This window comes from Sphingomonas sp. MS122 (assembly GCF_049532975.1).
In the GTDB taxonomy this organism is placed as follows: domain Bacteria; phylum Pseudomonadota; class Alphaproteobacteria; order Sphingomonadales; family Sphingomonadaceae; genus Sphingomonas.
This window is the reverse complement of the sequence record NZ_CP186695.1, coordinates 2509023-2530013: the sequence shown is the minus strand read 5'-3', so window position 1 is coordinate 2530013 and position 20991 is coordinate 2509023. Positions and strand designations below refer to the sequence as shown.

Here is a 20991-nt window from a genome sequence, read left to right as displayed (position 1 = left end):
AGTGTATACTTTCAGCCGGCGAAGGCCTCGATCGCCTCGCAGATCACGTCATACACCCGCCCGAGATCGTCGTCCGAGATGCAATAGGGCGGCATGACGTACACGGTATTGCCGAGCGGCCGCAGCAACACGTCGCGCTCGCGGAAGAAGCCCATCAGCTGCGGTCCGAGCGCGGAGAGGTAGGCGCCTTCACGCTCCTCCAGTTCCATCGCGACGATCGTCCCCAATTGCCGGAGATTATTGACCTTTCCTTCCAGTCCAGCGCCTCGCGCAGCCTGCCGCCGCGCCAGGTCGGCAACGCGCTCCAGCACCGGTTCTTCAGACCAGATCTGAAGATTGGCGACCGCCGCGGCGCAGGCGATCGGGTTGGCGGTGTAGCTCGACGAGTGGAAGAACATCTTTGAACGGTCGGGGGAGCGGTGGCTCTCGAAGATCTCGCCCGTCGCCATCGTCACCGCGAGCGGCAGCGACCCGCCGGTCAGCCCCTTGGACAGGCACAGCAGGTCGGGCACCACCCCCGCCTGCCCGCACGCCAGCAACGTGCCGGTCCGGCCCCATGCCGTCATCACCTCGTCGGCGATGAACAGCACGCCATGCGCGGCGCACAGCTCGCGCAGCGCTTTGAGCACCCACGCCGGGTACATCTTCATGCCCCCGGCGCCGAGCACCAGCGGCTCGACGATCAGCGCCGCCGGCCGCTGCTCGCAGCACCGCTCGAACACGTCGATCGTCGCCTGCTCGTGCCCCGCCTCGGGAAACGGGATGACATCGACATCGAACAGCAGCGGCGCGTAGCTCCTGTTGAACACCCCGCGCGCGCCGACCGACATGCCGCCGACCGTGTCGCCATGATAGCTGCCCGCCATGACGACGATCCGGTGGCGTTGACCATTTTTGGCCTCGCCGCGATTGGCGAAATGGCCCAGCGCCATCTTGAGCGCCACCTCGACGCTGGTCGAGCCGCTGTCGGAGAAGAACACATGATCGAGCGGCCGCGGCATCATCGCCACCAGCTGCCGTGCGACGGTCTCGGCGGGTTCATGCGTCCAGCCGGCGAAGATCAGCTGGTCGAGCGTCTCGGCCTGCGCCCGGATCGCCGCCATGATGCGCGGATGGCAATGGCCGTGGGTGGTCACCCACCAGGACGAGATCGCATCGATCACCCGCCGCCCGTCCGCCGTGTAGAGCGCCGCGCCCTCGGCACGGGTCACCAGCGGCACCGGCTCGTCCAGCCCATGCTGGGTGAAGGGATGCCAGACGGGCGAACTCATAAATCGAGCAGCCCCGCCGCTTCTCGCAGCGTCTCCGGGGTCAGCGGATCGAGCACCGGCAGCCGCCCCAGCGACGGCACCCCGCCGATCGCGCAGATCGTCGCCTGGCTGTCGGCGACCTCCTCGCCCGAGAACAGCATGCCGGCGATCGGCACGCCCCGGCTCCGCAGCGCCTCGATCGTCAGCAGGCTGTGGTTGATCGTCCCCAGCGCGGTCCGCGCCACGATCACCACCGGGAGCCCCCAGCGCGCGAACAGGTCGGCGAACAGCAGCTCGCGAGTCACCGGCACCAGCGCTCCGCCCGCGCCTTCGATCACCACCCGCCCCGGCGGCGGTGCGAGCCGATCGGGATCGATCGTCACCCCGTCGATCTCGGCCGCGCGGTGCGGCGAGCAGGGCGTCGCCAGCCGATAGGGTTCGGGCAGCACCTCGACCCCGGCGAGCCGCGCGACGATCTCGCTGTCGGTCTCTTCCTCCAGCCCCGCCTGCACCGGCTTCCAATAGGAAGCCCCCAGCCGCCACGCCAGCGCCGCGGCCGCGACGGTCTTGCCCACGCCGGTGTCGGTGCCGGTGACCACGATCATGCCAGCGCCTCGGCCAGCGCGTCGATCTCGGCCTCGCCCACGTTGAGGGTCAGCGAGATGCGCAGACGCGCCGTCCCCGCGGGCACCGTCGGCGGCCGGATGCCGCGGACGTCGAAGCCCTTCGCCTGCACCGCCGCCGCGCGGACCATCGTCTCGGCATCGCCGCCGACGATCAGCGGCAGCACCTGCGACCCGGTCGGCGTCACCCCGGCCGGCGCCAGCCTCCGCTCGGCATGCGCGATCAGCCAGTGAAGCGCCTCGCGGCGCCGCGGTTCCTCGGTCACGATCCGCAGCGCCTCCCGCACCGCCGCCGCCATCAGCGGCGAGGGCGCGGTCGAGAAGATGAACGGCCGCGCGCGGTTGACCAGGAAGTCGATGAACGCCCGCGGGCCGCACACCAGCGCGCCCTCGCACCCCAGCGCCTTGCCGCAGGTGTGCAGCGTGACGACGTTGGGCCTGCCCTCGAGCGACGCGGCGAGCCCGCGCCCGCCCGCGCCCCACACGCCGGTGGCATGCGCCTCGTCGACCAGCAGCATGGCGTCATGGCGATCCGCCACCGCCGCGAGCTCGGCGATCGGCGCGCGGTCGCCGTCCATCGAATAGAGGCTCTCGACCGCGATCCAGGGCGTCCCCGCGCCGCCCGACGCACGCCACCCGGCAATCGCGTCCTCGGCCGCCTGCGCGTCATTGTGCGCAAAGGACATCGCCGGCGCCCGCGCCAGCTTCATGCCGTCATGCGCGCTCGCATGCACCAGCGCGTCATGGACGATGACGTCCCCGGGCTGGGGCAGGGCCGCCAGCAGCGCGACGTTCGCGGCGAAGCCGGTGGCGAAGAACAGCGCCGCCTCGCTCCCGAACAGCGCCGCCGCCTCGGCCTCCAGCGCGACGATCTCGGGATCGTTGCCGCGCAGCAGCCGCGATCCGCCCGACCCCACCGCGACCCCGCGCGCCAGTGCCGCCGCCACCGCCTCGCGCAGCCGCGGGTCGTTCGCCAGGCCGAGATAGTCGTTGGAGGCGAAGTCGACGCCCGCCCGCGGCGCCAGCGTCCGATACCGGCCCGCCTCGCGCAGCCGCGCCAAGTCGCCGCGATGGAATTCTCCGTTCACGCCGGGCGCTATGCCAGCCCCGCGCGCTTTAGCAATGCCTCGGCCTGCTTGAGGTGCGGCGCGTCGATCATCTTGCCGTCGAGCTGAAGCGCCCCCGCCTCCGGGTTCGCCGCGAACGCCGCGACCACGCGCCGCGCATGCGCCACCGCCTCCGCGCTCGGCGTGAAGGCCGCGTTGATGATCTCCACCTGCGCCGGATGGATCGCCATCATCCCCGTGAAGCCGTCGCGCATCGCTCGCGCGCAATAGGCCTTGAGCCCGTCGAGATTGCGGAAATCGGGATAGACCGTCTCGATCGCCCGCACCCCCGCCGCATGCGCGCCGAACAGGGTCAGCGCGCGGAGCATCTCATAGGGCGGGGTATAGCGCCCATCCGCCTCGCGCGACGACACCGCGCCGATCGCCGCGGGCAGGTCCTCCGCGCCCCAGGTGATCCCGGCGAGCCGCGGCGAGCAGCCGGCATAGCTGCCGAGCCCGAACACCGCCGCCGGCGTCTCGGTCGCGATCGGCAGGATCCGCGGCGCGATCCCGCCCAGCATGGCGTCGAGCGACGCGACGTCCGCGCCGCCCTCCGCCTTGGGCAGCACGATCCCGTCGGCGCCATGGGCGGCCGCCAGGTCCTCCTGCGTCATCCGCGAATCGAGCGGGTTGATCCGCACCCACAGGCTCGCCTCGCTGCGCGTCCCGGCCAGGAACGCCGCCACCGCCTTGCGCGCCGCGCCCTTGTTCGCGGCCGTCACCGAATCCTCGAGATCGAGGATCAGCGCGTCGGCGCCGCTCGCCAGCGCCTTCTCCATCCGGTCGGGCCGGTCGCCGGGGACGAACAGCAGGGAACGCAGCTTCATGAGGCACCTCTCTCATCCCTGCCCATGCCGCCGGACCGCACCCGAATTCAAGAATGGACTTGAACCGGGCCCTGTCCGCGTCATATGCAGCGCACGCCCGGGCGGGTGTAGCTCAATGGTAGAGCAGAAGCTTCCCAAGCTTACGACGGGGGTTCGATTCCCCTCACCCGCTCCAACACGCCCCGCGCTTCGTATCCGCGCCGGCGGGCCGGCCGATCCCGCATCCGCTATTTTTCCCGCCCGGTGTCGATCGCCGTCTACCCCGTTCGTCATGGCAGGCTGCACTCCTGCAGCGCTCCAACGGGGAGACCTCACATGATTTTCCACGTCACCGCGCTCTACGCGTCGCTCATCGCGCTCGGCGTCATCGCGCTCGCCAATATCGTCAGCGCCAGGCGCGGCCGCGCGCGCATCTCGATCCTCCATGGTGACGATCTCGGCCTCGCGCTGGCGATCCGGCGTCACGGCAACCTGGTCGAGAATGCGCCGCTGATGCTGATCCTGATGGGGCTGTGCGAGGCGAACGGCCTCGCCGCGCCATGGCTTCATGCCATGGGCCTCCTGTTCCTCGCGGCGCGCGTGGCGCACGCGGCCGGGCTCTCGGCCGATCGGCTGATGGCCCCGCTCCGGCTCGCCGGGGGGATCGGCACGCAAGTGGCGATGCTCGGCGCGGTCGGCTATCTGCTGTGGCAGCAATTCTGAGATATTTTTCCGCAACCTTGTCGATCACGATCACCGCCATTCGTCATCGCGCGCCACGCCGTGCCGGCGGACGGCTCATATGGGAGACGGTTCAATGAAATATATCGCATTGATCTATAGCGCGCCGGGCTCGTCGCCGGCCTATGGCACGCCCGAATTCGGGCCGTTCATGGCCGCCTACCAGGCCGCCAACGAGCGGTTCGCGAAGGACGGCGTGCTGGTCGCCGGCGAGGCGCTGGAGGCGAGCTCCACCGCCACCACGCTGCGCATCCGCGACGGCCGCACCGAGACGCTGGACGGGCCGTTCGCCGAATCGAAGGAGCAGCTCGGCGGCTTCTACATCTTCGACTGTTCCACCCTCGATGATGCGCTGCGCTATGCTGCGATGATCCCGACGGCGACCTATGGCTCGGTCGAGGTGCGGCCGATCCAGAACCTCCAGCAATAGCTTGCGGCCGGGAGAGGCAGCGCCGGCCGCGGTCGCGGCGGCAATCGAGGCGATCGTCCGCCATGACGGCGGCCGGCTGCTGTCTCTCCTGATCGCCAACCTCCGGGACTTCCAGCTCGCCGAGGACAGCCTGCAGGACGCGGTCGAGTCGGCGCTGGTCCATTGGCAGCGATCGGGGGTGCCGGGTTCGCCCTCGGCCTGGCTGATGCGCACCGCGCGGCGCAAGGCAATCGACCGCATCCGCCGTGCCGCCAATTTCCAGGCCAAGTCCGCCGAGCTCGCCGCGCTGATCGAACTGGACAATTCAGCCGCGGAGGGTGATGGCGAGGATGCCATCGCCGACGAGCGGCTGAAGCTGATCTTCACCTGCTGCCATCCCGCGCTCGACCGGCAGACCAGCGTCGCGCTGACGCTGCGCTCGATCGCCGGACTGCGCACCGAGGAGATCGCGCGCGCCTATCTGGTCAGCCACGAGTCGATGGCGCAGCGCCTGGTGCGCGCCCGCCACAAGATCGCGCGGGCGGGCATACCCTATTCGGTCCCCGGGCCTGAGGACTGGCCCGCCCGCGTCGATGCGCTGCTGGCGGTGATCTACCTGATCTTCAATGCCGGCTATGCCGCATCGTCGGAGGCATATCTGCGCATCGACCTGTGCGAGGAGGCGATCCGGTTGTGCCGGATCCTCGTCACGCTGATCCCGAACGATGCCGAGGTCGAAGGGCTGCTGGCCCTGATGCTGCTGCATCGCTCGCGCTTCGGCACCCGGGTCGGCGCGCTGGGCGAGATCGTCACGCTCGAGCGGCAGGACCGCAGCCGATGGGACCGCGCCGCGATCGACGAAGGCACGGCATTGCTGGTCAGGGCGCTGCGCCGCGGCCGGCCGGGCGCCTACCAGCTGCAGGCCGCGATCGCCGCGGTGCATGCGGAGGCGGCGAGCTTCGCGCAAACCGACTGGCAGGAGATCGCGCTGATCTATGACGCGCTGATCGCGGTGCAGCCCAACCCGGTGTTCGAGCTCAACCGCGTCGTGGCGCTTTCCTATGCCGAAGGACCGGAGGCGGCGCTGGCCCGTCTCGCGCCGCTCGGCACGGCGCTTGCGGGCTACCAGCCCTATCACGCGGTGCGCGCCGATCTTCTCGCGCGCGTCGGCCGGATCGAGCCGGCACGCCAAGCGTTCGAGGCCGCCATCCGCCTCTCCGCCAGCGACGCCGAGCGGCAATATCTGGTGCGACGGCGGGACGGCCTGCCCGCGCGCGAATAGCTAGAGCTCGACGATCCGCTCGCCCAGCCGTTCGGCTTCGGCCTGGTCGTGCGTGACCATCAGGATCGGCAGCCCGGATTCGTCGCGAAGCTGCTCGATCACCCGCATGATCTCCTCGCGCCGGGCGCGGTCGAGCGACGACAGCGGCTCGTCGAGCAGCAGGAACGCGGGCTTGGCGAGCAACGCCCGCCCGATCGCCACGCGCCGCGCCTCGCCCCCCGACAGCGAGCGCGGCCAGCGGTCGAGCAGATGCGCGATCTCGAACCGGGCAGCCAGCGCGTCCAGCCCCGCGGAATCGCCACCCGCGCCGTAGAGCAGGTTCGCTCGAACGCTGAGGTGCGGGAACAGGCGCGCGTCCTGGAACACATAGCCCGCGCGCCGCCGCTCGGGCGGCACGTCCACGCCGGCTGCGGCGTCGAACAGCGTCGCACCCGCCACTCGCACATGGCCGCGATCGGGGCGAAGCAGTCCCGCGACCATGTCCAGCACGCTGGTCTTGCCCGCGCCGGACGGCCCGAACAGCACCGCGATCCCCGCGCCGCTCTCGATGCGGCAGGTCACTTGGGCGTCGCCGCGCCGTTTCTCGACCGCGATGTCAAAGGACATGGACGCCCCGTCCCGCTCGCCGGGCGAGCAGTTCCGACGCCACCAGCGCCGCCAGCGACAGCGCGACGGATACCAGGGCCAGCCGCAGCACCTGCGCTTCGCCGTCGGGCGTCTGCAGCGCGGCATAGATGGCGAGCGGCAGCGTCTGCGTCTCGCCCGGCACGTTGGAGACGAAGGTGATCGTGGCGCCGAACTCGCCCAGCGCCCGCGCGAACCCCAGCACCGCGGCCGCGAGCACGCCCGGCAGGCTCAGCGGCAGCGTAATCGTGCGGAACACGCGCATTCGACTCGCGCCGAGCGTCCGCGCGGCATCCTCGAACCGCCGGTCCACCGCCTCGATCGACAGCCGCATCGCACGTACCATCAGCGGCAGCGCCATCACGCCCGCCGCGATCGCCGCGCCGGTCCAGCGGAACATCACGCTCGCCCCGAACCAGCGCTCGAGCCAGAAGCCGACCGGGCCGGCGGGGGCGAAGGCGAGCAGCAGCAGCCACCCCGTCACCACCGGCGGCACCACCAGCGGAAGGTGCACCAGCCCATCGACCAGCACCTTTCCGGGGAAGCGCGCACGGGCAAGGAGGAAGGCGAGCGCGAACGCCAGCGGCAGGGTCGCGGCGGTCGCCACCAGCCCGACCTTGAGCGACAGTGCGACCACTGGCCAGATGCCGCCCTCCAGCATCAGCGCCGCGAGAAGCCGTAGCGGGCGAAGATCGCACGCCCCGCGCCCGAAAGGAGGAAGCGGCGGAACCCTTCCGCCTCGGGGTGCGCCGCGGTTCGCAGCCGCGCGAGCGGATAGACGATCGGCGGGTGGCTCGATTGCGGGAACACGCCCGCCACGCGCACCCGGCGCGAGGCGCGCGCATCGGTCGCGTAGACGATGCCATGGGATGCCGCGCCGCGCTCGACCAGCGCCAGCGCCGCGCGGACATTCTCGGCGCGTACCAGCTGCGGCGACGCCGCTTGCCATAGCCCGAGCTTGCGCAGCGCCGCCTCGGCATAGCGGCCCGCGGGCACCGATGCCGGGTCCGCCACCGCGATCCGCCCGCGCAGCATCGCCGCCAGCGGACGCCGCTCGGCGGGCGCGTCCGCCGGCGCCACCAGGACCAGCCGGTTGCCGAGGAACGGCGCGCGCGTGCCCGGCGCGATCGCCTGCTGCCGCTCGAGGAAGTTCATCCATTCCTCGTCCGCCGATACGAACAGATCGGCCCGCCCGCCCGACGCCACCTGTCGTGCCAGCACCGACGATGCGGCGAACGACAGCACCGGCCGCGCATGCCCGCGCCGTGCCCAGGCGCCCGCCGCCGCGGTCATCGCTTCCTGCAAGCTCGCCGCCGCCAGCACCAGCGGCCCGTCGCGCCGCTGCGCCTGGGCCGGCACGACCGCCAACCCCAGCGCAGCGCCGATCAGCCAGCGGCGGGCGACGATCATCGCGCTACTCCACCGTCACCGACTTGGCGAGGTTGCGCGGCTGGTCGACATCGGTGCCCTTGGCCACCGCGACATGATAAGCGAGCAGCTGCACCGGCACCGCATAGACGATCGGCGCGATCAGCGGGTGCACCTTCGGCATCTCGATCGTCGCGAGACACCCCTCGCCCGCCGCCGCGATTCCCTCGGCGTCGCTGATCAGCACCACCTTGCCGCCGCGCGCCTGCACTTCCTGCATGTTGCTCACGGTCTTCTCGAACAGCGGTCCGCTGGGCGCGATCACGATCACCGGGACATTCTCGTCGATCAGCGCGATCGGCCCATGCTTCATCTCGCCCGCGGCATAGCCTTCGGCATGGATGTAGCTGATCTCCTTGAGCTTGAGCGCACCCTCCAGCGCCAGCGGATAATCGGTTCCGCGCCCCAGATAGAGCACGTCGCGCGCGCCCGCGACGCTGCCCGCCATCCCCTCGATGGCCTCGTCATAGGACAGCGCGGCGTTGAGCGCGGCCGGCGCCTCGGCGAGGTGGCGGACGATCTCCTTCTCCTCGGCCGCGGTCATCCGGCCCTTGGCCTTGGCGAGATTCGCGGCGAGCGCGGCGAGCACCGCGAGCTGGCAGGTGAACGCCTTGGTCGAGGCGACCCCGATCTCCGGCCCGGCATGTGTGGGCAGCAGCAGGTCCGCCTCGCGCGCCATCGTGCTGGTCGGCACGTTGACCACCGCGGCGATCGTCTGCCCCTCGGCCTTGGCGTGGCGCAGCGCGGCGAGCGTGTCGGCGGTCTCGCCCGACTGGCTGATGACGATCATCAGCCCGCCCTCCTCCATCACCGGCGCGCGGTAGCGGAACTCGCTCGCGACATCGATGTCGACCGCGACCCGCGCGAACTGTTCGAACCAGTATTTCGCGACCATCCCGGCATAATAGCTCGTCCCGCACGCCACGATCGTCACGCGCCGGACCGCCGACAGGTCGAAGTCGGGGATCGGCAGCGCCACCTGGTCATCGAGCCGCTGCAGGTAGCCGCGCAGCGTCTGCGCCACCACGATCGGCTGCTCGAAGATCTCCTTCGCCATGAAGTGGCGGTGGTTGCCCTTGTCGATCAGCTGGCCCGACGCGCCCGAATTGACGATCGGCCGCTCGACGGGATTGTTGTCGAGGTCATAGACCTGAACGCCTGCGCGGGTCAGCACGACCCAGTCGCCTTCCTCGAGATAGGAGATGCGCTGGGTGAGCGGCGCCAGCGCGAGCGCGTCGGAGCCGAGATAGGTCTCACCGTCGCCGTAACCCACCACCAGCGGCGAGCCGAGGCGCGCGCCGATCAGCATGTCCGGGTGCGCGCGGAACAGGATGGCGAGCGCGAACGCACCGCGCAGCCGCGGCAGCACGGTCTTGACCGCCTCGACGGGATCGGCGCCATTCTCGACCTGCTCGCTCACCAGATGCGCGACGATCTCGGTGTCGGTCTCGCTGTCGAACTTGCGGCCGCGGGCGAGCAGTTCCTCGCGCGCCGGCTTGAAATTCTCGATGATGCCGTTGTGGACCAGCGCAACCTCGCTGGTCGCGTGCGGATGCGCATTGTTGGTGGTCGGTCCGCCATGCGTCGCCCAGCGCGTGTGCGCGATGCCCACCGTCCCGGCGAGCGGATCGGCCGCGAGCTCGCGCCCGAGATTGACCAGCTTGCCCGACGCGCGCCGACGCGCGATCGCGCCGTCGACGATCGTCGCGATACCCGCCGAATCATAGCCGCGATATTCGAGCCGCTTGAGCCCGTCGAGCAGCCGGTCGGCGACGTCTTCCTTGCCCAGGATTCCAACAATTCCACACATGCGCGGGTCTCTGCTCTAGAGGGTGTAGGGAACGCGGATCCCCGGCATCGCCGCCGGGAAATCCCTCGTATTGCGGGTGACGAGGACGCGGCCGCGGATCTGGGCGGTCGCCAGGATGATGGCGTCCGGTGATCTGAGCCTGGGCCGTTCGCGACGCAGCGCCGCAGCGCGGTGCGATATCTCCTCGTCAATTTCATCGAGACCGAAGCGATCAAGAAAAGCGAGGACGTCCCGAACGGCCGCATCGCTGCCCTTCGACAACACCTCGATCCAGGCCATCCGGCTGATCCACATGCGGGCGCCGCTCTGCGCGATGCGTCGCATCTCATGCTGCGCCGGCTCATGGTCAAGCAGGGCGTCGATCACGATGCTGGCGTCGAGGCTATAGCCGCTCATCTACGGGCTTTTGGGCGCCTCGACGCCGCTCGTCCCGTCAAAGCCAGATAGTGCGCGCGCTCCCTGTCATCCTCTTTCGTGAAGCACTCGTGCGATTCCGCGCGCACCTCCTCATAATCGTCGTCCCACGGGCGGGTCCACTCTGCCCGCCGCTTTCGATCATATTCATGGGGATCGAACGAAATGCCGTGTCGTACCCATGCGCCGAAGCCGATTTCGAGCCAGTCCCTGGAGGAATCGGCGCGATAGGCCGCCACAGCCTCGCGAAGCACCGACGCGCGTGACTTCCCCTGCTCAGCCGCCAAACGGTCAAGCCATTGGATGTCCTCGTCGGGCAGATCGGCAAGAATGCGGGTCATGACGATATCTAGATATCATATCGTGATATCATGTCAATCGAGCGGGCCGCTCAATGCGGGAAGTTCTTGTCCACGAACGAACGCGCAAACTCGGCCGGTTCGGGCTGATAGCCCTGCGCCGCCGCGAATTTCGCCGCGCCCTTTTCCCACAGCTCGCGGAGCGCGCCCGCCATGCCGTCGGGAAACTGCATCCGCTCCACAACCTGCGCCCGCCAGTCGCCGGTGCCGCCGAACATCTGGCGGAACTCGGCCTCGCGCGCGGTCAGCTCGGCGTCGCGCGCGGCATCGAGATGACCGATCGCGTCGAGCACATAGGAATCGAGCAGCTCGAGGAACGGCTTGCCCGCGTAACGGTCGCTCATTTCGCCTCCTTGCGCGCCTTCATCATCGCGCGGAACCGCTTCGCCCAGCCGGGCTTGGCGGTCTGCTCGGGCCGCACCAGCGCGAGCGCGTCGGCCTCCACGTCCCTGGTGATCACCGATCCGGCGGCGACGATCGCGCCCGCGCCGACGCTGACCGGCGCGACCAGCGCACTGTTCGATCCGATGAACGCGCCTTCGCCGATCTCAGTCTTGTGCTTGAAGAAGCCGTCATAATTGCAGGTGATCGTGCCCGCGCCGATGTTCGCGCCCGCCCCGATCTCGGCATCGCCGAGATAGGTCAGGTGATTGGCCTTGGCACCCTTGCCCAGCACCGCCTTCTTCATCTCGACGAAGTTGCCGACATGCGCCTTCTCGCCGACCACCGCGCCGGGTCGCAGCCGGGCATAGGGGCCGACGCTCGCGCCGGCGCCGATCACCGCCCCCTCGATATGGCTGAAACCGCGGATATTCACGCCGTCCGCCACGGTCACGCCGGGCCCGAACACCACATTGGGCTCGATCGTCACGTCGCGGCCGAGCACGGTGTCATAGGCGAACCACACCGTCTCCGGCGCGGTCAGCGTCGCGCCGTCGGCCATCGCCCGCACGCGCCGCGCGCGCTGCCATTCGGCCTCGAGCGCGGCGAGCTCGCCGCGGCTGTTGACGCCCGTCACCTCCACCGCATCGGTCTCGATCACCGCGGAGCCGCGCCCGTCTGCCGCTGCCAGCATCACGATGTCGGGCAGATAATATTCGCCCGCGGCATTGTCGTTGCCGACTCGCGCGAGCAGCGCGAACAGGTCCGCCGCGCCCACCGCCATCAGCCCCGAATTGCACAGGGTCACCGCGCGCTCCTCGGGCGAGGCGTCCTTATACTCGACCATCTTGACGATCCGGCCGCCCGGCTCGGCGACGATCCGCCCATAGGCGGCCGGATCGGCCGGCCGGAACCCGAGCACCACCGTGGCCGGCGAGTCCGCTTCATGCAGCCGCTCGATCATGCGCCGCATGGTCTCCCCGCTGACCAGCGGCACGTCGCCATAAAGGACAAGCACGTCGCCCTCGAAGCCGGCCAGCGCCGCCTCGGCCTGCGCCACGGCGTGCCCGGTGCCGAGCTGCTCGGCCTGATGCGCCACCGCCACGCCGTGCGGGACGACCGCCGCCTCGACCTGCTCGCGCCGCGCGCCGACCACCACTACGGTCCGCGCGGGCGAAAGCCCCGCGACCGTGTCGACCAGGTGCAGCAGCATCGGTCGCCCCGCGATCGGATGCAGAACCTTGTGCGTGTCGGACTTCATGCGCGTGCCGCTTCCAGCGGCCAGGATGATCGCGGCAATGGGTGGCGTGGTCATGCTCGAAACGGCCTCCGTGACGCGGCCCTGCCACGATCATCTTGCTATTTCCATAGTGCCGCGGGCATTTGGCCGCGCATGAGCGATTTCCCCTTCGACATCGTCGGCTTCGACCTCGACGGCACCTTGTTCGACACCAGCGCGGACCTCGCCGCGGCCGCCAACCACGCGCTCGAGCTGGTCGGCCGCCCGGCACTCACCCTCGATGCGGTCAAGCCGATGATCGGGCGCGGCGCCAAGCACATGCTGGAGCGGGGGCTGGAGGCGTCGGGCGGGCTCGATGCCGAGATCATGAAGCGCGCCTATCCGGCGCTGCTCGAATATTACGAGGCCAACCTGACGCGCGGCACCACCGCCTTCCCCCGCCTGATCGAGGCGCTCGACGAACTCGAATCGCGCGGCGTGAAGCTCGCCATCGTCACCAACAAGTTCGAGCGGTTCGCGGTCAAGCTCGTCGCCGAGCTCGCGCTCCACCATCGCTTCGCCTGCGTGATCGGCGGCGACACGATGGACAAGGGCAACGCCAAGCCCTCGCCGGAGCCGATCCACGAGATGATCCGGCGCTGTGGCGGCGGCCGCGCTGCGTTCGTCGGCGATTCGATCTACGACATCCTTGCGGCGAAGAATGCCGGAATCCCGAGCATCGCGGTCAGCTTCGGCTTCCTGATGCAGCCGGTCGAGGAACTCGGCGCCGACGCGGTGATCGACGGCTATGACGAACTGGTCCCGGCGCTTTTCAAGCTGGGGAATGTCCCTTCCGCCACTTCGTCCACAAGTGCCGCGCCAGCATGAGCGGCGGCATGCGCAGCCAGTGGCCGCGCAGGTAGAAGGCGAGCTCGGTGAGCTTGCGCGTCGGCTGGCCCCAGCCGTCGCGGGCGAGCAGGCGGCGGGCGTAGAGGCGATCCGCCAGGGTCAGCCGCGCGCCCTCGCCGAACACCGCCTCCGACAGCCGCAGCGCCCGTTCGACTTCGCGCGTCAGGCCATGCTGCGCGGCGCAGGCGGCGAGCTTCAGCTCGAACTCGGCGCCGCCGAACTCGTCGAGCAGGCAGCGTATGTCCCACAGGTTACGCAGCCCGCCCTGCAGGTCGCCGTCAGCCAACAGGTGCGCCGCTGCGTGCACGATCATCCCTTCGGGCGGCAGCACGAACAGGCCGTTTTCCAGCGCCACGCGGCTGTCGATCAACGCCGCCGCGTCGGGCGTGATCCGCGCGGTGAGCGGCAGGATCGTGTGGTGCACGTCGATCATCCGGTCGCGCTCGCGATGGATCAGCGGGGGCAGCTCGTGCATCCAGCGGCGGTAATATTCGTCGTCATAGGGGTCGGGCTTCACCCATTCCCATCCCGCCGCGAGCAGCGCCGCCTCGGCCGCCTCGATCCGGTCGCGTGGCACGAGGATGTCGAGATCGCCGATCTGGCGCCCGGCGCCCGCCGACAGCCCCGCGGCGACGAAGGCGGTGCCCTTGAGCAGCACCACCGGCATGTCCGTCCCGGCCAGCGCGCGCCGCGCCATCTCGGCCTCCCACAGCGCCGCGAGCCGCCCCTGCTCGACCGTCCCGCGCGCGTCCGCCAGCACCCGCCGCGCCGCGCCCGGCATCGCCAGCCCTTCGACGCGCCATGCCAGCGTGCCGATCAGCTGCTCCGCCCGCGCCGCCGCCAGCAGCGCGGTCCAGCCCGCCGCGTCGAGCGCTTCGACCGAGGCCGGGTCGCGCAGCGCGCGTGCGAGCAACGCCCCGCTCATGCGAGCTCGCCCCACAGCCGCTCGACCCTCGCGATCGCCGTCGCCGTGTCGGGATAGTCGATCGCCCGTGCCGGCACCCCGCGCACCAGCCCCGTCAGCGCGTCGAACCCCGCCTCGCCGAGCGTCACATAGTTGGTCGATGCCTGAGTTCAGCCGCACGAAACACTCGCTCGGAAACACTTCGCGTTCCGCCGCCTCGAAGCCGAACGAGGGGAACAGGATCAGCGCGGGCTTCGCCGGCTCCGCCATCGCCGCGATCGCCCGCGCATCCGGCACCAGATGCCGGATCGTTCCCTTGGGCGTGCCCTCCAGCAATGGGCCCCAGCGGCCGCCCCCGGCTTCGCGCTCCATCACCCCGATCGCTTCGTTCTTGAGGCTGATCAGCCGCGGAAACCCGTGCAGCTGTCCCGTGGCAGGGTCGAGCAAGGCGAACTCATCCCCCATCAGCCGCCACCCGCGCGCCATCAGCAGCGCCGCCAGCGTCGACTTGCCCGCGCCGGACTCGCCGGTCATCAGCAGCGCCCTGCCGTCGCGCTCGACCGCCGAGGCGTGGAGCAGCAGATAGCGCCGCTGCCCCAGCGCCATCTGCAGGTTCATCGCCATCTCCGCGGCGAGCAGCCCCTGCGCCAGCGGCAAGGGCGCGGCGTCGGGAATGACGAAATCGCCCCCGATCTGCACCGAAGGCCGCAGCCAGCGCCGCCAGAAGCGCGCCGCGAACAGCCGCACGTTGAAGTCGGGAATGCCGTCCTCGGGCGCGGGATAGTCGCGGTAAAGGTCTTCGAGCATCGCCACCGGCGCGCGCCAGTCGCTTCCCACCCGGAACCCCACCGGCCCGATCCGCAGCATTGTCGAATGGCGCATCAGGCCGCCTCGACCAGTCCCGCGGCGACCAGCTCATCGAGCCGCGCTGCCAGCGCGTCCCGGTCCGGGTCGACCAGGTCATGCGCCGCCGCCAGCGCCGCCAGCGTCTCGTCGAGCGTCAGGGCAGCCTCGCCCAGCGCCTCAATCAGCTCGGGCACCGGCGAATCGACGATATGGGTGATCCCCGACGCGCGGTGATAGATCAGCGTCAGGGCGTCGAGCGGGACGATCCGGAGCGTCGCGGCGGCCGCGGCGCGGTAGCGGGTCACGGCGCGCGCCTAACCGCGCGGCATCTGGAGCGATGCGAAGCAGGTGAAGCCGCTCGTCCCGCGCTGCAGGCGGCGGATATAGTTGGTGTAGGCGCGGCTCTGATCATAGGTCGTGCCGGGCAGGTTCGCGCCGTTCAGCGCCTGGCGCACTTCCTCGCCCTTGAACGCGCGGCCGGCGGGCGGGAACGCGTCCTTGGTCCCGGCCGGCACCACCGATCCGTCGGCGGCGATATAGCTTCCCGCGCGGCCGGCGTCAGGAACCGGGATCTCGCAGTTGAGCACCGAACCGGCGGTCTGCGCCAGCGCCGGCTTGATCGACACGATCGCCGACGCGCTCGCCGCGCCCAGCATCAGCGCACGGCGGCTCGGCTGTTTCGGCAGCCCGGCGTCCTGGGAATTGTCGTCGCCCATCGTCCCTCCCTGCCACAGCTGCCTTTCACAAAGGTGAATCGGGCGCAAGCGCCGAAGCGGTGGCGCCGCGTCCCATATCTGGGCTAGAGGCCGGCCATGCCCGGCTTTTCCGCTCCCCGCGCGCTGTTCGCGCTCGCCGCCGTGCTGATCACGGCGCTGGCGGCGTGGATCGCGGCGGGCAGCGAGGCCGCCGGGATCGCGCTGGTGGGCGCGAGCGTCGCCGCGCTGGTCGCGGCCGCCCCGCCGATCGAACGGCCGGCGCCCGAGGCACCGCCCCCCGCCCCGGCCGAAGCCAATATCGCCGATGCGGTCGAAGCCATTTTCGAGCCCGTCCTGCTCGTTGCCGGCAATCGGGTGATCGCGGCCAACCAGGCGGCGCGCACCCTGCTCGGCGCGCATATCCTGGGCCAGGACGTGCGAGTCGCGATCCGCCACCCCGCCGCCGCCGAACGCCTGCTCGACTCCGAGGAAGGGCCCGCCGCCGCGCCGATCCAGCTCGTCGGCCTCGGCGCACGCGACCAGCATTGGGAGATGCGCGTGCGCACGCTGCCCGGCGGGCACCGCATCGTCCATTTGAGCGACCGCACCGGCAGCCACGCCGCCGACCGCATCCGCGTCGACTTCGTCGCCAATGCCAGCCACGAGCTGCGCACCCCGCTCGCCTCGATCCTCGGCTTCGTGGAGACGCTCGAGGACGCCGCCGACGATCCCGAGACGCGCACCCGCTTCCTCGGCGTGATGGGCAACGAGGCGCGGCGCATGCAGCGGCTGATCGACGACCTCATGTCGCTGTCGCGGATCGAGGCGGAGAAATATCGCGCGCCCGACACCTCGGTCGACCTGCCCGAGCTGGTCGACGAGGTCTATGGCGAGCTCGCCGCGCTCGCGCCCGATCGTACCGCCGACATCGTGATCGACAGCGATCCGGTCGCCCCGGTCCGCGGCGACCGCGTGCAGCTCTCGCAATTGCTCCACAACATCATCGGCAACGCGATGAAATATGGCCGCCCCGGAAGCCCGGTCACCGTGTCGCTGCGCAGCTCGGGCGCGTCGATGGTGCGCGTCGCCGTCACCGACGAGGGCGAGGGAATCGCACCCGAGCACCTCCCGCGCCTCACCGAGCGCTTCTACCGCGTCGATTCGAGCCGCAGCCGCGCCGCCGGCGGCACCGGGCTCGGACTCGCCATCGTCAAGCATATCGTCGAGCGGCATCGCGGCCGGCTCGACATCGCCAGCACCGTCGGCAGCGGCACCACCGTGACGATTCTTCTTCCCGCGGCGACCGTTCCGGGACCGCTGTCATCATAACGTAACCTAACTGCAACACAGGCCCGCCCGGGGGCGGCGATAAGGCCCTCGTCACCCGACTCGACCACAAGCGAGGAACCTACAGATGCGCAGCTTCACCTTGATCGCGCTCACGGCGCTGGCTCTGGCCGGCTGCGATCGCCAGGCGACTCGGGACCAGATCAAGGTGGTGGGTTCGTCCACCGTCTATCCGTTCACCACCGCCGTCGCCGAAGCCTTCGTCAACAAGAGCACCCAGGCCAAGGCCCCGGTGATCGAGCAGGGCGGCACCGGCGCCGGCATGAAGCTGTTCTGCGGCGGCATCGGCGTCGCGCATCCCGACATCGTCAACGCCTCGCGCCGGATGAAGAAGTCCGAGCTCGAGCTGTGCCAGAAGAACGGCGTCACCGAGGTGATCGAGATCCAGATCGGCAATGACGGCATCGCACTGGCCGAATCGAACGCGGGGCCGAAGCTTCAGCTGACCCGCAAGGACATCTACCTCGCGCTCGCCGCGAACCCGATGGGCAAGCCCAACACCGCCAGGACCTGGAAGGACGTCAATCCGGCGCTGCCGGCGATCCCGATCAAGGTGCTCGGCCCGCCCTCGACCAGCGGCACGCGCGACGCCTTCGCCGAGCTGATCCTCGAAAAGGGCTGCGAAGAAGCCAATCCGGAGGCGAAGGGCCTCAAGGATTCGGACAAGAACAAGTTCGAGAATCTCTGCCTGCTGATCCGCAGCGACGCCGCCTATGTCGACTCGGGCGAGAACGACAACCTCATCGTCCAGAAGCTCTCGACCGATCCCAACGCGCTCGGGATCTTCGGCTATTCCTATCTCGAGGAGAACGCCCAGCGTCTCCATGGCGTGCCGATCGACGGCGTGTCGCCGACCTATGAGACGATCGCCGGCAACACCTATCCCGGCGCCCGCGCGCTCTACATCTACGTCAAGAAGCAGCATCTGAAGGCGGTGCCGGGGCTCAAGGAGTTCCTCGCCCAGTACGCGCAGATGTGGGCGCCCGACGGCCCGCTGGTGAAGCGCGGCCTGATCGCCAGCCCGCAGGCGGCGCGCGACGCCTCGACCAAGGCGATCGAGAACGAGACGGTGCTCGACGCCGCCTCGCTCAAATAAGGGCGAGACCAGCCCCGTGAACCCTTATGTGCTTCTCTTCCTCGTCGCGGGGCTGGGCGTCATCGCCTGGCTCACCGGCCGCGCGCGCGCCGCGCGGTTCGCCGCGGCGAGCAAGCACCGGCTCCACTCGCTGCCGGGCCAGCACGGCCTCTACGTCGCGATGTGGACGATCATCCCGGCGCTGATCTTCGTCGTCGCCTGGTCGGTGCTGACGCCGTCGCTCGCCACCGACGCGGTGCTGAAGGCGCCGCAGGCCTCGGCGCTTCCCATGTTCGGCTATGAGCGCGACGCGATCCTCAACGAGGTCCGCGCGCGCGCTGGCGGCGGAAACTACGGCTTCTACCCGCTCGCCGAGCAGCTCGCCCCGGTCTATCTCCAGGCGAGCCGCTTCTATGGCTGGCTCGGCACCGGCATCGCGATCCTGCTCGCCTTTGCCGGCGGCGCCTTCGCCTATACCCGCGTGAAGGCCGAGTTCCGCGCCCGCACCCGGGTCGAGCACACGGTGATGCTCGCGCTGCTGATCGCGTCGCTGATCGCGATCCTGACGACGCTCGGCATCTTCCTGTCGCTGCTGTTCGAATCGCTGCGCTTCTTCTCGATGGTGCCGATCACCGACTTCCTGTTCGGGACCTTGTGGAGCCCGCAGGTGATCGACCCGGCCGATCCGGGCGCGACGCTCGGCGCGGTGCCTTTGTTCTGGGGCACCTTCTTCATCGGCGCGGTGATCGCGATGCTCGTCGCCATCCCCTTCGGGCTGATGAGCGCGATCTACCTGACGCAATATGCCCGTCCGGCGGTGCGCAGCTGGATGAAGCCGCTGCTCGAGATCCTCGCCGGCGTGCCGACCGTGGTCTATGGCTATTTCGCCGCGCTCACCGTCGGCCCCGCGATCCGCGATTTCGCGGTGTCGATCGGCTTCACCTACGCCAGCTCGGAAAGCGCGCTCTCGGCGGGCCTCGTCATGGGCGTGATGATCATCCCGTTCGTCTCCTCGATGGCCGACGATTCGATCGCCGCGGTACCGCGCGCGATGCGCGACGGCAGCCTGGCGATGGGCGCGACGACCAGCGAGACGATCCGCCGCGTGCTGCTGCCCGCCGCGCTGCCCGGCGTGGTCGCGGGCGTGCTGCTCGCGGTCAGCCGTGCGATCGGCGAGACGATGATCGTGGTGATGGCCGCCTCGGGCGCCGCCAACGTCACGTTGAACCCGTTCGAGAGCGCCACCACGGTCACCAAGCAGATCGTCGACCTGCTGACCGGCGAGGCCGAGTTCGACAGTCCCAAGACCCTCGCCGCCTTCGCGCTGGGCCTCACCTTGTTCATGATCACCTTCCTCCTCAACATCGTCGCCCTGCGCGTCGTGAAGAAGTATCGCGAAGCCTATGAGTGAGCCCGTGCGCCTTTCGCCGTCCGACCGCGCGCCGACCGACTGGAAGACGGACGCGATGCAGAAGCGCATCCGCAAGCGCTACCGTTCGGAGCGCCGCTTCCGCGCGATCGGGATGGGCGCGGTCATCCTGTCGGCCGCCTTCCTCTTCTTCCTGCTCGCGACGATGATCGGCAACGGCGCCGCCGGCTTCATGCGCACCGAGGTCTCGCTGCCGATCGACTTCAAGTCGGCCCCGCTCGAGGTCGACCGCACGCAGCTCGGCACGCGCGGCGCCGATCTCGCGCTCGCCGGCGCGGGCCTGGAGAACCGCGTGAAGGCCGCCGCCACCGCGGCGTTCGGCGAGAAGGGCGAGGAGCTGATCGCCGAGAACGCCTGGACCGCGGTGCGCGACGCGATCAAGGAGGATCCCAACCTGCTCGGCCAGAGCGCGCACATCTGGGTGCCGGCATCGAGCGAGCTCGATGCCGCGGCCGATGGCGGCGGCGAGCCCGAGTTCCGCGACGCGGTCCGGCAGCTGCGCGCGCGCGGCGCGCTGCAGAGCGGGTTCAACGCCGGCTTCCTCAATCGCGCCGACTCGACCGATCCCACCGCGGTCGGCATCTGGGGCGCGCTCAAGGGCTCGATGCTGACGATGCTGGTGACGCTGCTGATCGCCTTCCCGATCGGCGTGCTCGCGGCGGTCTATCTCGAGGAATATGCGCCCAAGAACCGCTGGACCGACCTGATCGAGGTGTCGATCAACAACCTCGCGGCGGTGCCCTCGATCATCTTCGGCCTGCTCGGCCTGGCCGTGTTCCTCGGCATGCTCGGGCTGCCGCGCTCGGCGCCGATCGTCGGCGGCCTCACGCTCGCGCTGATGATCATGCCGGTCATCGTCATCGCCGGGCGCAACGCGATCAAGGCGGTGCCGCCCTCGATCCGCGACGCCGCGCTCGGCATCGGCGCAAGCCGCGTGCAGGTGGTGTTCCACCACGTCCTCCCGCTCGCCTTGCCCGGCATCCTCACCGGCACGATCATCGGCATGGCGCGCGCGCTGGGCGAGACCGCGCCGCTGCTGCTGATCGGCATGCGCGCCTTCATCGTCACGCCGCCGGGCGGCGTGTTCGACCCCGCCACCGTGCTGCCCGTCCAGATCTTCCTGTGGTCGGACGAGGTCAGCCGCGGCTTCATCGAGAAGACGAGCGCCGCGATCATCGTGCTGCTCGCCTTCCTGCTCGCGATGAACGCCCTCGCCATCTATCTTCGCAACCGCTTCGAGACCCGCTGGTGATGACCCCCGATATGGCTCAGACCGATTTCGCAGAAACCGCCGAAACCAGCGCCGTCGCGGCGCGACCGGCGGAGCAGGCCAA

The 20991-nt window shown here is 70.0% G+C and carries 23 protein-coding genes, 1 tRNA gene and 1 pseudogene; 9 read left to right on the top strand and 16 right to left on the bottom strand.

Annotated features, from left to right (window positions below; all coding sequences use genetic code 11):
* Positions 1-11: 11 nt before the first annotated feature.
* Genes ACO227_RS12200 through ACO227_RS12185 form a run of 4 tightly spaced genes read right to left on the bottom strand, consistent with a single transcriptional unit; the run spans position 12 to position 3806 of the window.
* Entirely contained in the window at positions 12-1271 is a 1260-nt protein-coding gene (locus ACO227_RS12200) for an adenosylmethionine--8-amino-7-oxononanoate transaminase (RefSeq protein ID WP_423602108.1), read from the bottom strand.
* Positions 1268-1855 (bottom strand): dethiobiotin synthase, encoded by a 588-nt coding sequence (gene bioD / locus ACO227_RS12195; RefSeq protein ID WP_423602107.1) that lies wholly within the window; start codon positions 1853-1855, stop codon positions 1268-1270. The genes ACO227_RS12200 and bioD overlap by 4 nt, the downstream gene beginning before the upstream one ends.
* Positions 1852-2961: an 8-amino-7-oxononanoate synthase gene (locus ACO227_RS12190; RefSeq protein WP_423602106.1), complete on the bottom strand. Its 1110-nt coding sequence runs from the start codon at positions 2959-2961 to the stop codon at positions 1852-1854. Before ACO227_RS12190 ends, bioD begins: the two co-directional genes overlap by 4 nt.
* A gap of 8 nt (positions 2962-2969) precedes the next feature.
* Entirely contained in the window at positions 2970-3806 is an 837-nt protein-coding gene (locus ACO227_RS12185) for an HpcH/HpaI aldolase/citrate lyase family protein (protein ID WP_423602105.1), read from the bottom strand.
* A gap of 101 nt (positions 3807-3907) precedes the next feature.
* Here ACO227_RS12185 and ACO227_RS12180 point away from each other — a divergent pair.
* The 4 genes from ACO227_RS12180 to ACO227_RS12165 all read left to right on the top strand — a co-directional run bounded on the left by ACO227_RS12180 (position 3908) and on the right by ACO227_RS12165 (position 6217).
* Positions 3908-3981 (top strand) — tRNA-Gly (locus tag ACO227_RS12180).
* A 140-nt stretch (positions 3982-4121) separates the two neighbouring features.
* Positions 4122-4508: an MAPEG family protein gene (locus tag ACO227_RS12175; protein WP_423602104.1), complete on the top strand. Its 387-nt coding sequence runs from the start codon at positions 4122-4124 to the stop codon at positions 4506-4508.
* Positions 4509-4602: 94 nt separating this feature from the next.
* Positions 4603-4956: a YciI family protein gene (locus ACO227_RS12170; protein ID WP_423602103.1), complete on the top strand. Its 354-nt coding sequence runs from the start codon at positions 4603-4605 to the stop codon at positions 4954-4956.
* A gap of 1 nt (position 4957) precedes the next feature.
* Entirely contained in the window at positions 4958-6217 is a 1260-nt protein-coding gene (locus ACO227_RS12165; protein WP_423602102.1) for an RNA polymerase sigma factor, read from the top strand.
* Here ACO227_RS12165 and ACO227_RS12160 read toward each other — a convergent pair whose 3' ends face one another.
* Genes ACO227_RS12160 through glmU form a run of 8 tightly spaced genes read right to left on the bottom strand, consistent with a single transcriptional unit; the run spans position 6218 to position 12548 of the window.
* A complete protein-coding gene (locus tag ACO227_RS12160) occupies positions 6218-6823 on the bottom strand; it encodes an ATP-binding cassette domain-containing protein (protein WP_423602101.1) in 606 nt (201 codons plus the stop codon).
* On the bottom strand, positions 6813-7502 hold the full coding sequence (gene modB, locus ACO227_RS12155) for a molybdate ABC transporter permease subunit (protein WP_423602100.1): 690 nt from the start codon (positions 7500-7502) through the stop codon (positions 6813-6815). Before modB ends, ACO227_RS12160 begins: the two co-directional genes overlap by 11 nt.
* The gene (modA, locus tag ACO227_RS12150; protein WP_423602099.1) at positions 7502-8251 is read right to left on the bottom strand and encodes a molybdate ABC transporter substrate-binding protein; all 750 of its coding nucleotides are present in this window, start codon (positions 8249-8251) and stop codon (positions 7502-7504) included. The genes modB and modA overlap by 1 nt, the downstream gene beginning before the upstream one ends.
* 4 nt (positions 8252-8255) lie before the next feature.
* On the bottom strand, positions 8256-10079 hold the full coding sequence (gene glmS, locus ACO227_RS12145) for a glutamine--fructose-6-phosphate transaminase (isomerizing) (protein ID WP_423602098.1): 1824 nt from the start codon (positions 10077-10079) through the stop codon (positions 8256-8258).
* 15 nt (positions 10080-10094) lie between these two features.
* Positions 10095-10475 carry a PIN domain-containing protein gene (locus tag ACO227_RS12140; protein WP_423602097.1) on the bottom strand — a complete coding sequence of 127 codons (381 nt, stop codon included), beginning with the start codon at positions 10473-10475 and terminating at the stop codon, positions 10095-10097.
* On the bottom strand, positions 10472-10834 hold the full coding sequence (locus ACO227_RS12135; RefSeq protein ID WP_423602096.1) for a ribbon-helix-helix protein, CopG family: 363 nt from the start codon (positions 10832-10834) through the stop codon (positions 10472-10474). The genes ACO227_RS12140 and ACO227_RS12135 overlap by 4 nt, the downstream gene beginning before the upstream one ends.
* A gap of 50 nt (positions 10835-10884) precedes the next feature.
* Positions 10885-11196 (bottom strand): hypothetical protein, encoded by a 312-nt coding sequence (locus ACO227_RS12130; RefSeq protein WP_423602095.1) that lies wholly within the window; start codon positions 11194-11196, stop codon positions 10885-10887.
* Entirely contained in the window at positions 11193-12548 is a 1356-nt protein-coding gene (gene glmU / locus ACO227_RS12125) for a bifunctional UDP-N-acetylglucosamine diphosphorylase/glucosamine-1-phosphate N-acetyltransferase GlmU (RefSeq protein ID WP_423602094.1), read from the bottom strand. The genes ACO227_RS12130 and glmU overlap by 4 nt, the downstream gene beginning before the upstream one ends.
* 78 nt (positions 12549-12626) lie before the next feature.
* Between glmU and ACO227_RS12120 the strand changes: the two genes are divergently transcribed.
* The gene (locus ACO227_RS12120; protein WP_423602093.1) at positions 12627-13340 is read left to right on the top strand and encodes an HAD-IA family hydrolase; all 714 of its coding nucleotides are present in this window, start codon (positions 12627-12629) and stop codon (positions 13338-13340) included.
* Here ACO227_RS12120 and ACO227_RS12115 read toward each other — a convergent pair.
* The 4 genes and pseudogenes from ACO227_RS12115 to ACO227_RS12100 form a co-directional block, all read right to left on the bottom strand.
* On the bottom strand, positions 13285-14286 hold the full coding sequence (locus tag ACO227_RS12115) for a nucleotidyltransferase domain-containing protein (protein WP_423602092.1): 1002 nt from the start codon (positions 14284-14286) through the stop codon (positions 13285-13287). The genes ACO227_RS12120 and ACO227_RS12115 overlap by 56 nt on opposite strands.
* Positions 14283-15147, bottom strand: a pseudogene (locus tag ACO227_RS12110) (HprK-related kinase A). The gene ACO227_RS12115 and the pseudogene ACO227_RS12110 overlap by 4 nt, the downstream one beginning before the upstream one ends.
* A complete protein-coding gene (locus tag ACO227_RS12105) occupies positions 15147-15416 on the bottom strand; it encodes an HPr-rel-A system PqqD family peptide chaperone (RefSeq protein WP_423602091.1) in 270 nt (89 codons plus the stop codon). Before ACO227_RS12105 ends, ACO227_RS12110 begins: the two are co-directional and overlap by 1 nt.
* A 9-nt stretch (positions 15417-15425) precedes the next feature.
* Positions 15426-15827, bottom strand: a complete 402-nt coding sequence (locus ACO227_RS12100) for a hypothetical protein (RefSeq protein ID WP_423602090.1) — start codon at positions 15825-15827, stop codon at positions 15426-15428.
* A 96-nt stretch (positions 15828-15923) separates the two neighbouring features.
* Between ACO227_RS12100 and ACO227_RS12095 the strand changes: the two genes are divergently transcribed.
* The 4 genes from ACO227_RS12095 (at position 15924) to pstA (ending at position 20909) form a co-directional block, all read left to right on the top strand.
* Positions 15924-17135 carry an ATP-binding protein gene (locus ACO227_RS12095; protein ID WP_423602089.1) on the top strand — a complete coding sequence of 404 codons (1212 nt, stop codon included), beginning with the start codon at positions 15924-15926 and terminating at the stop codon, positions 17133-17135.
* An 85-nt stretch (positions 17136-17220) separates the two neighbouring features.
* Positions 17221-18249 carry a substrate-binding domain-containing protein gene (locus tag ACO227_RS12090; RefSeq protein ID WP_423602088.1) on the top strand — a complete coding sequence of 343 codons (1029 nt, stop codon included), beginning with the start codon at positions 17221-17223 and terminating at the stop codon, positions 18247-18249.
* A 16-nt stretch (positions 18250-18265) separates the two neighbouring features.
* The gene (gene pstC, locus ACO227_RS12085) at positions 18266-19639 is read left to right on the top strand and encodes a phosphate ABC transporter permease subunit PstC (protein ID WP_423602087.1); all 1374 of its coding nucleotides are present in this window, start codon (positions 18266-18268) and stop codon (positions 19637-19639) included.
* Entirely contained in the window at positions 19632-20909 is a 1278-nt protein-coding gene (pstA, locus tag ACO227_RS12080) for a phosphate ABC transporter permease PstA (RefSeq protein ID WP_423602086.1), read from the top strand. Before pstC ends, pstA begins: the two co-directional genes overlap by 8 nt.
* The last annotated feature ends 82 nt before the right edge of the window (positions 20910-20991 follow it).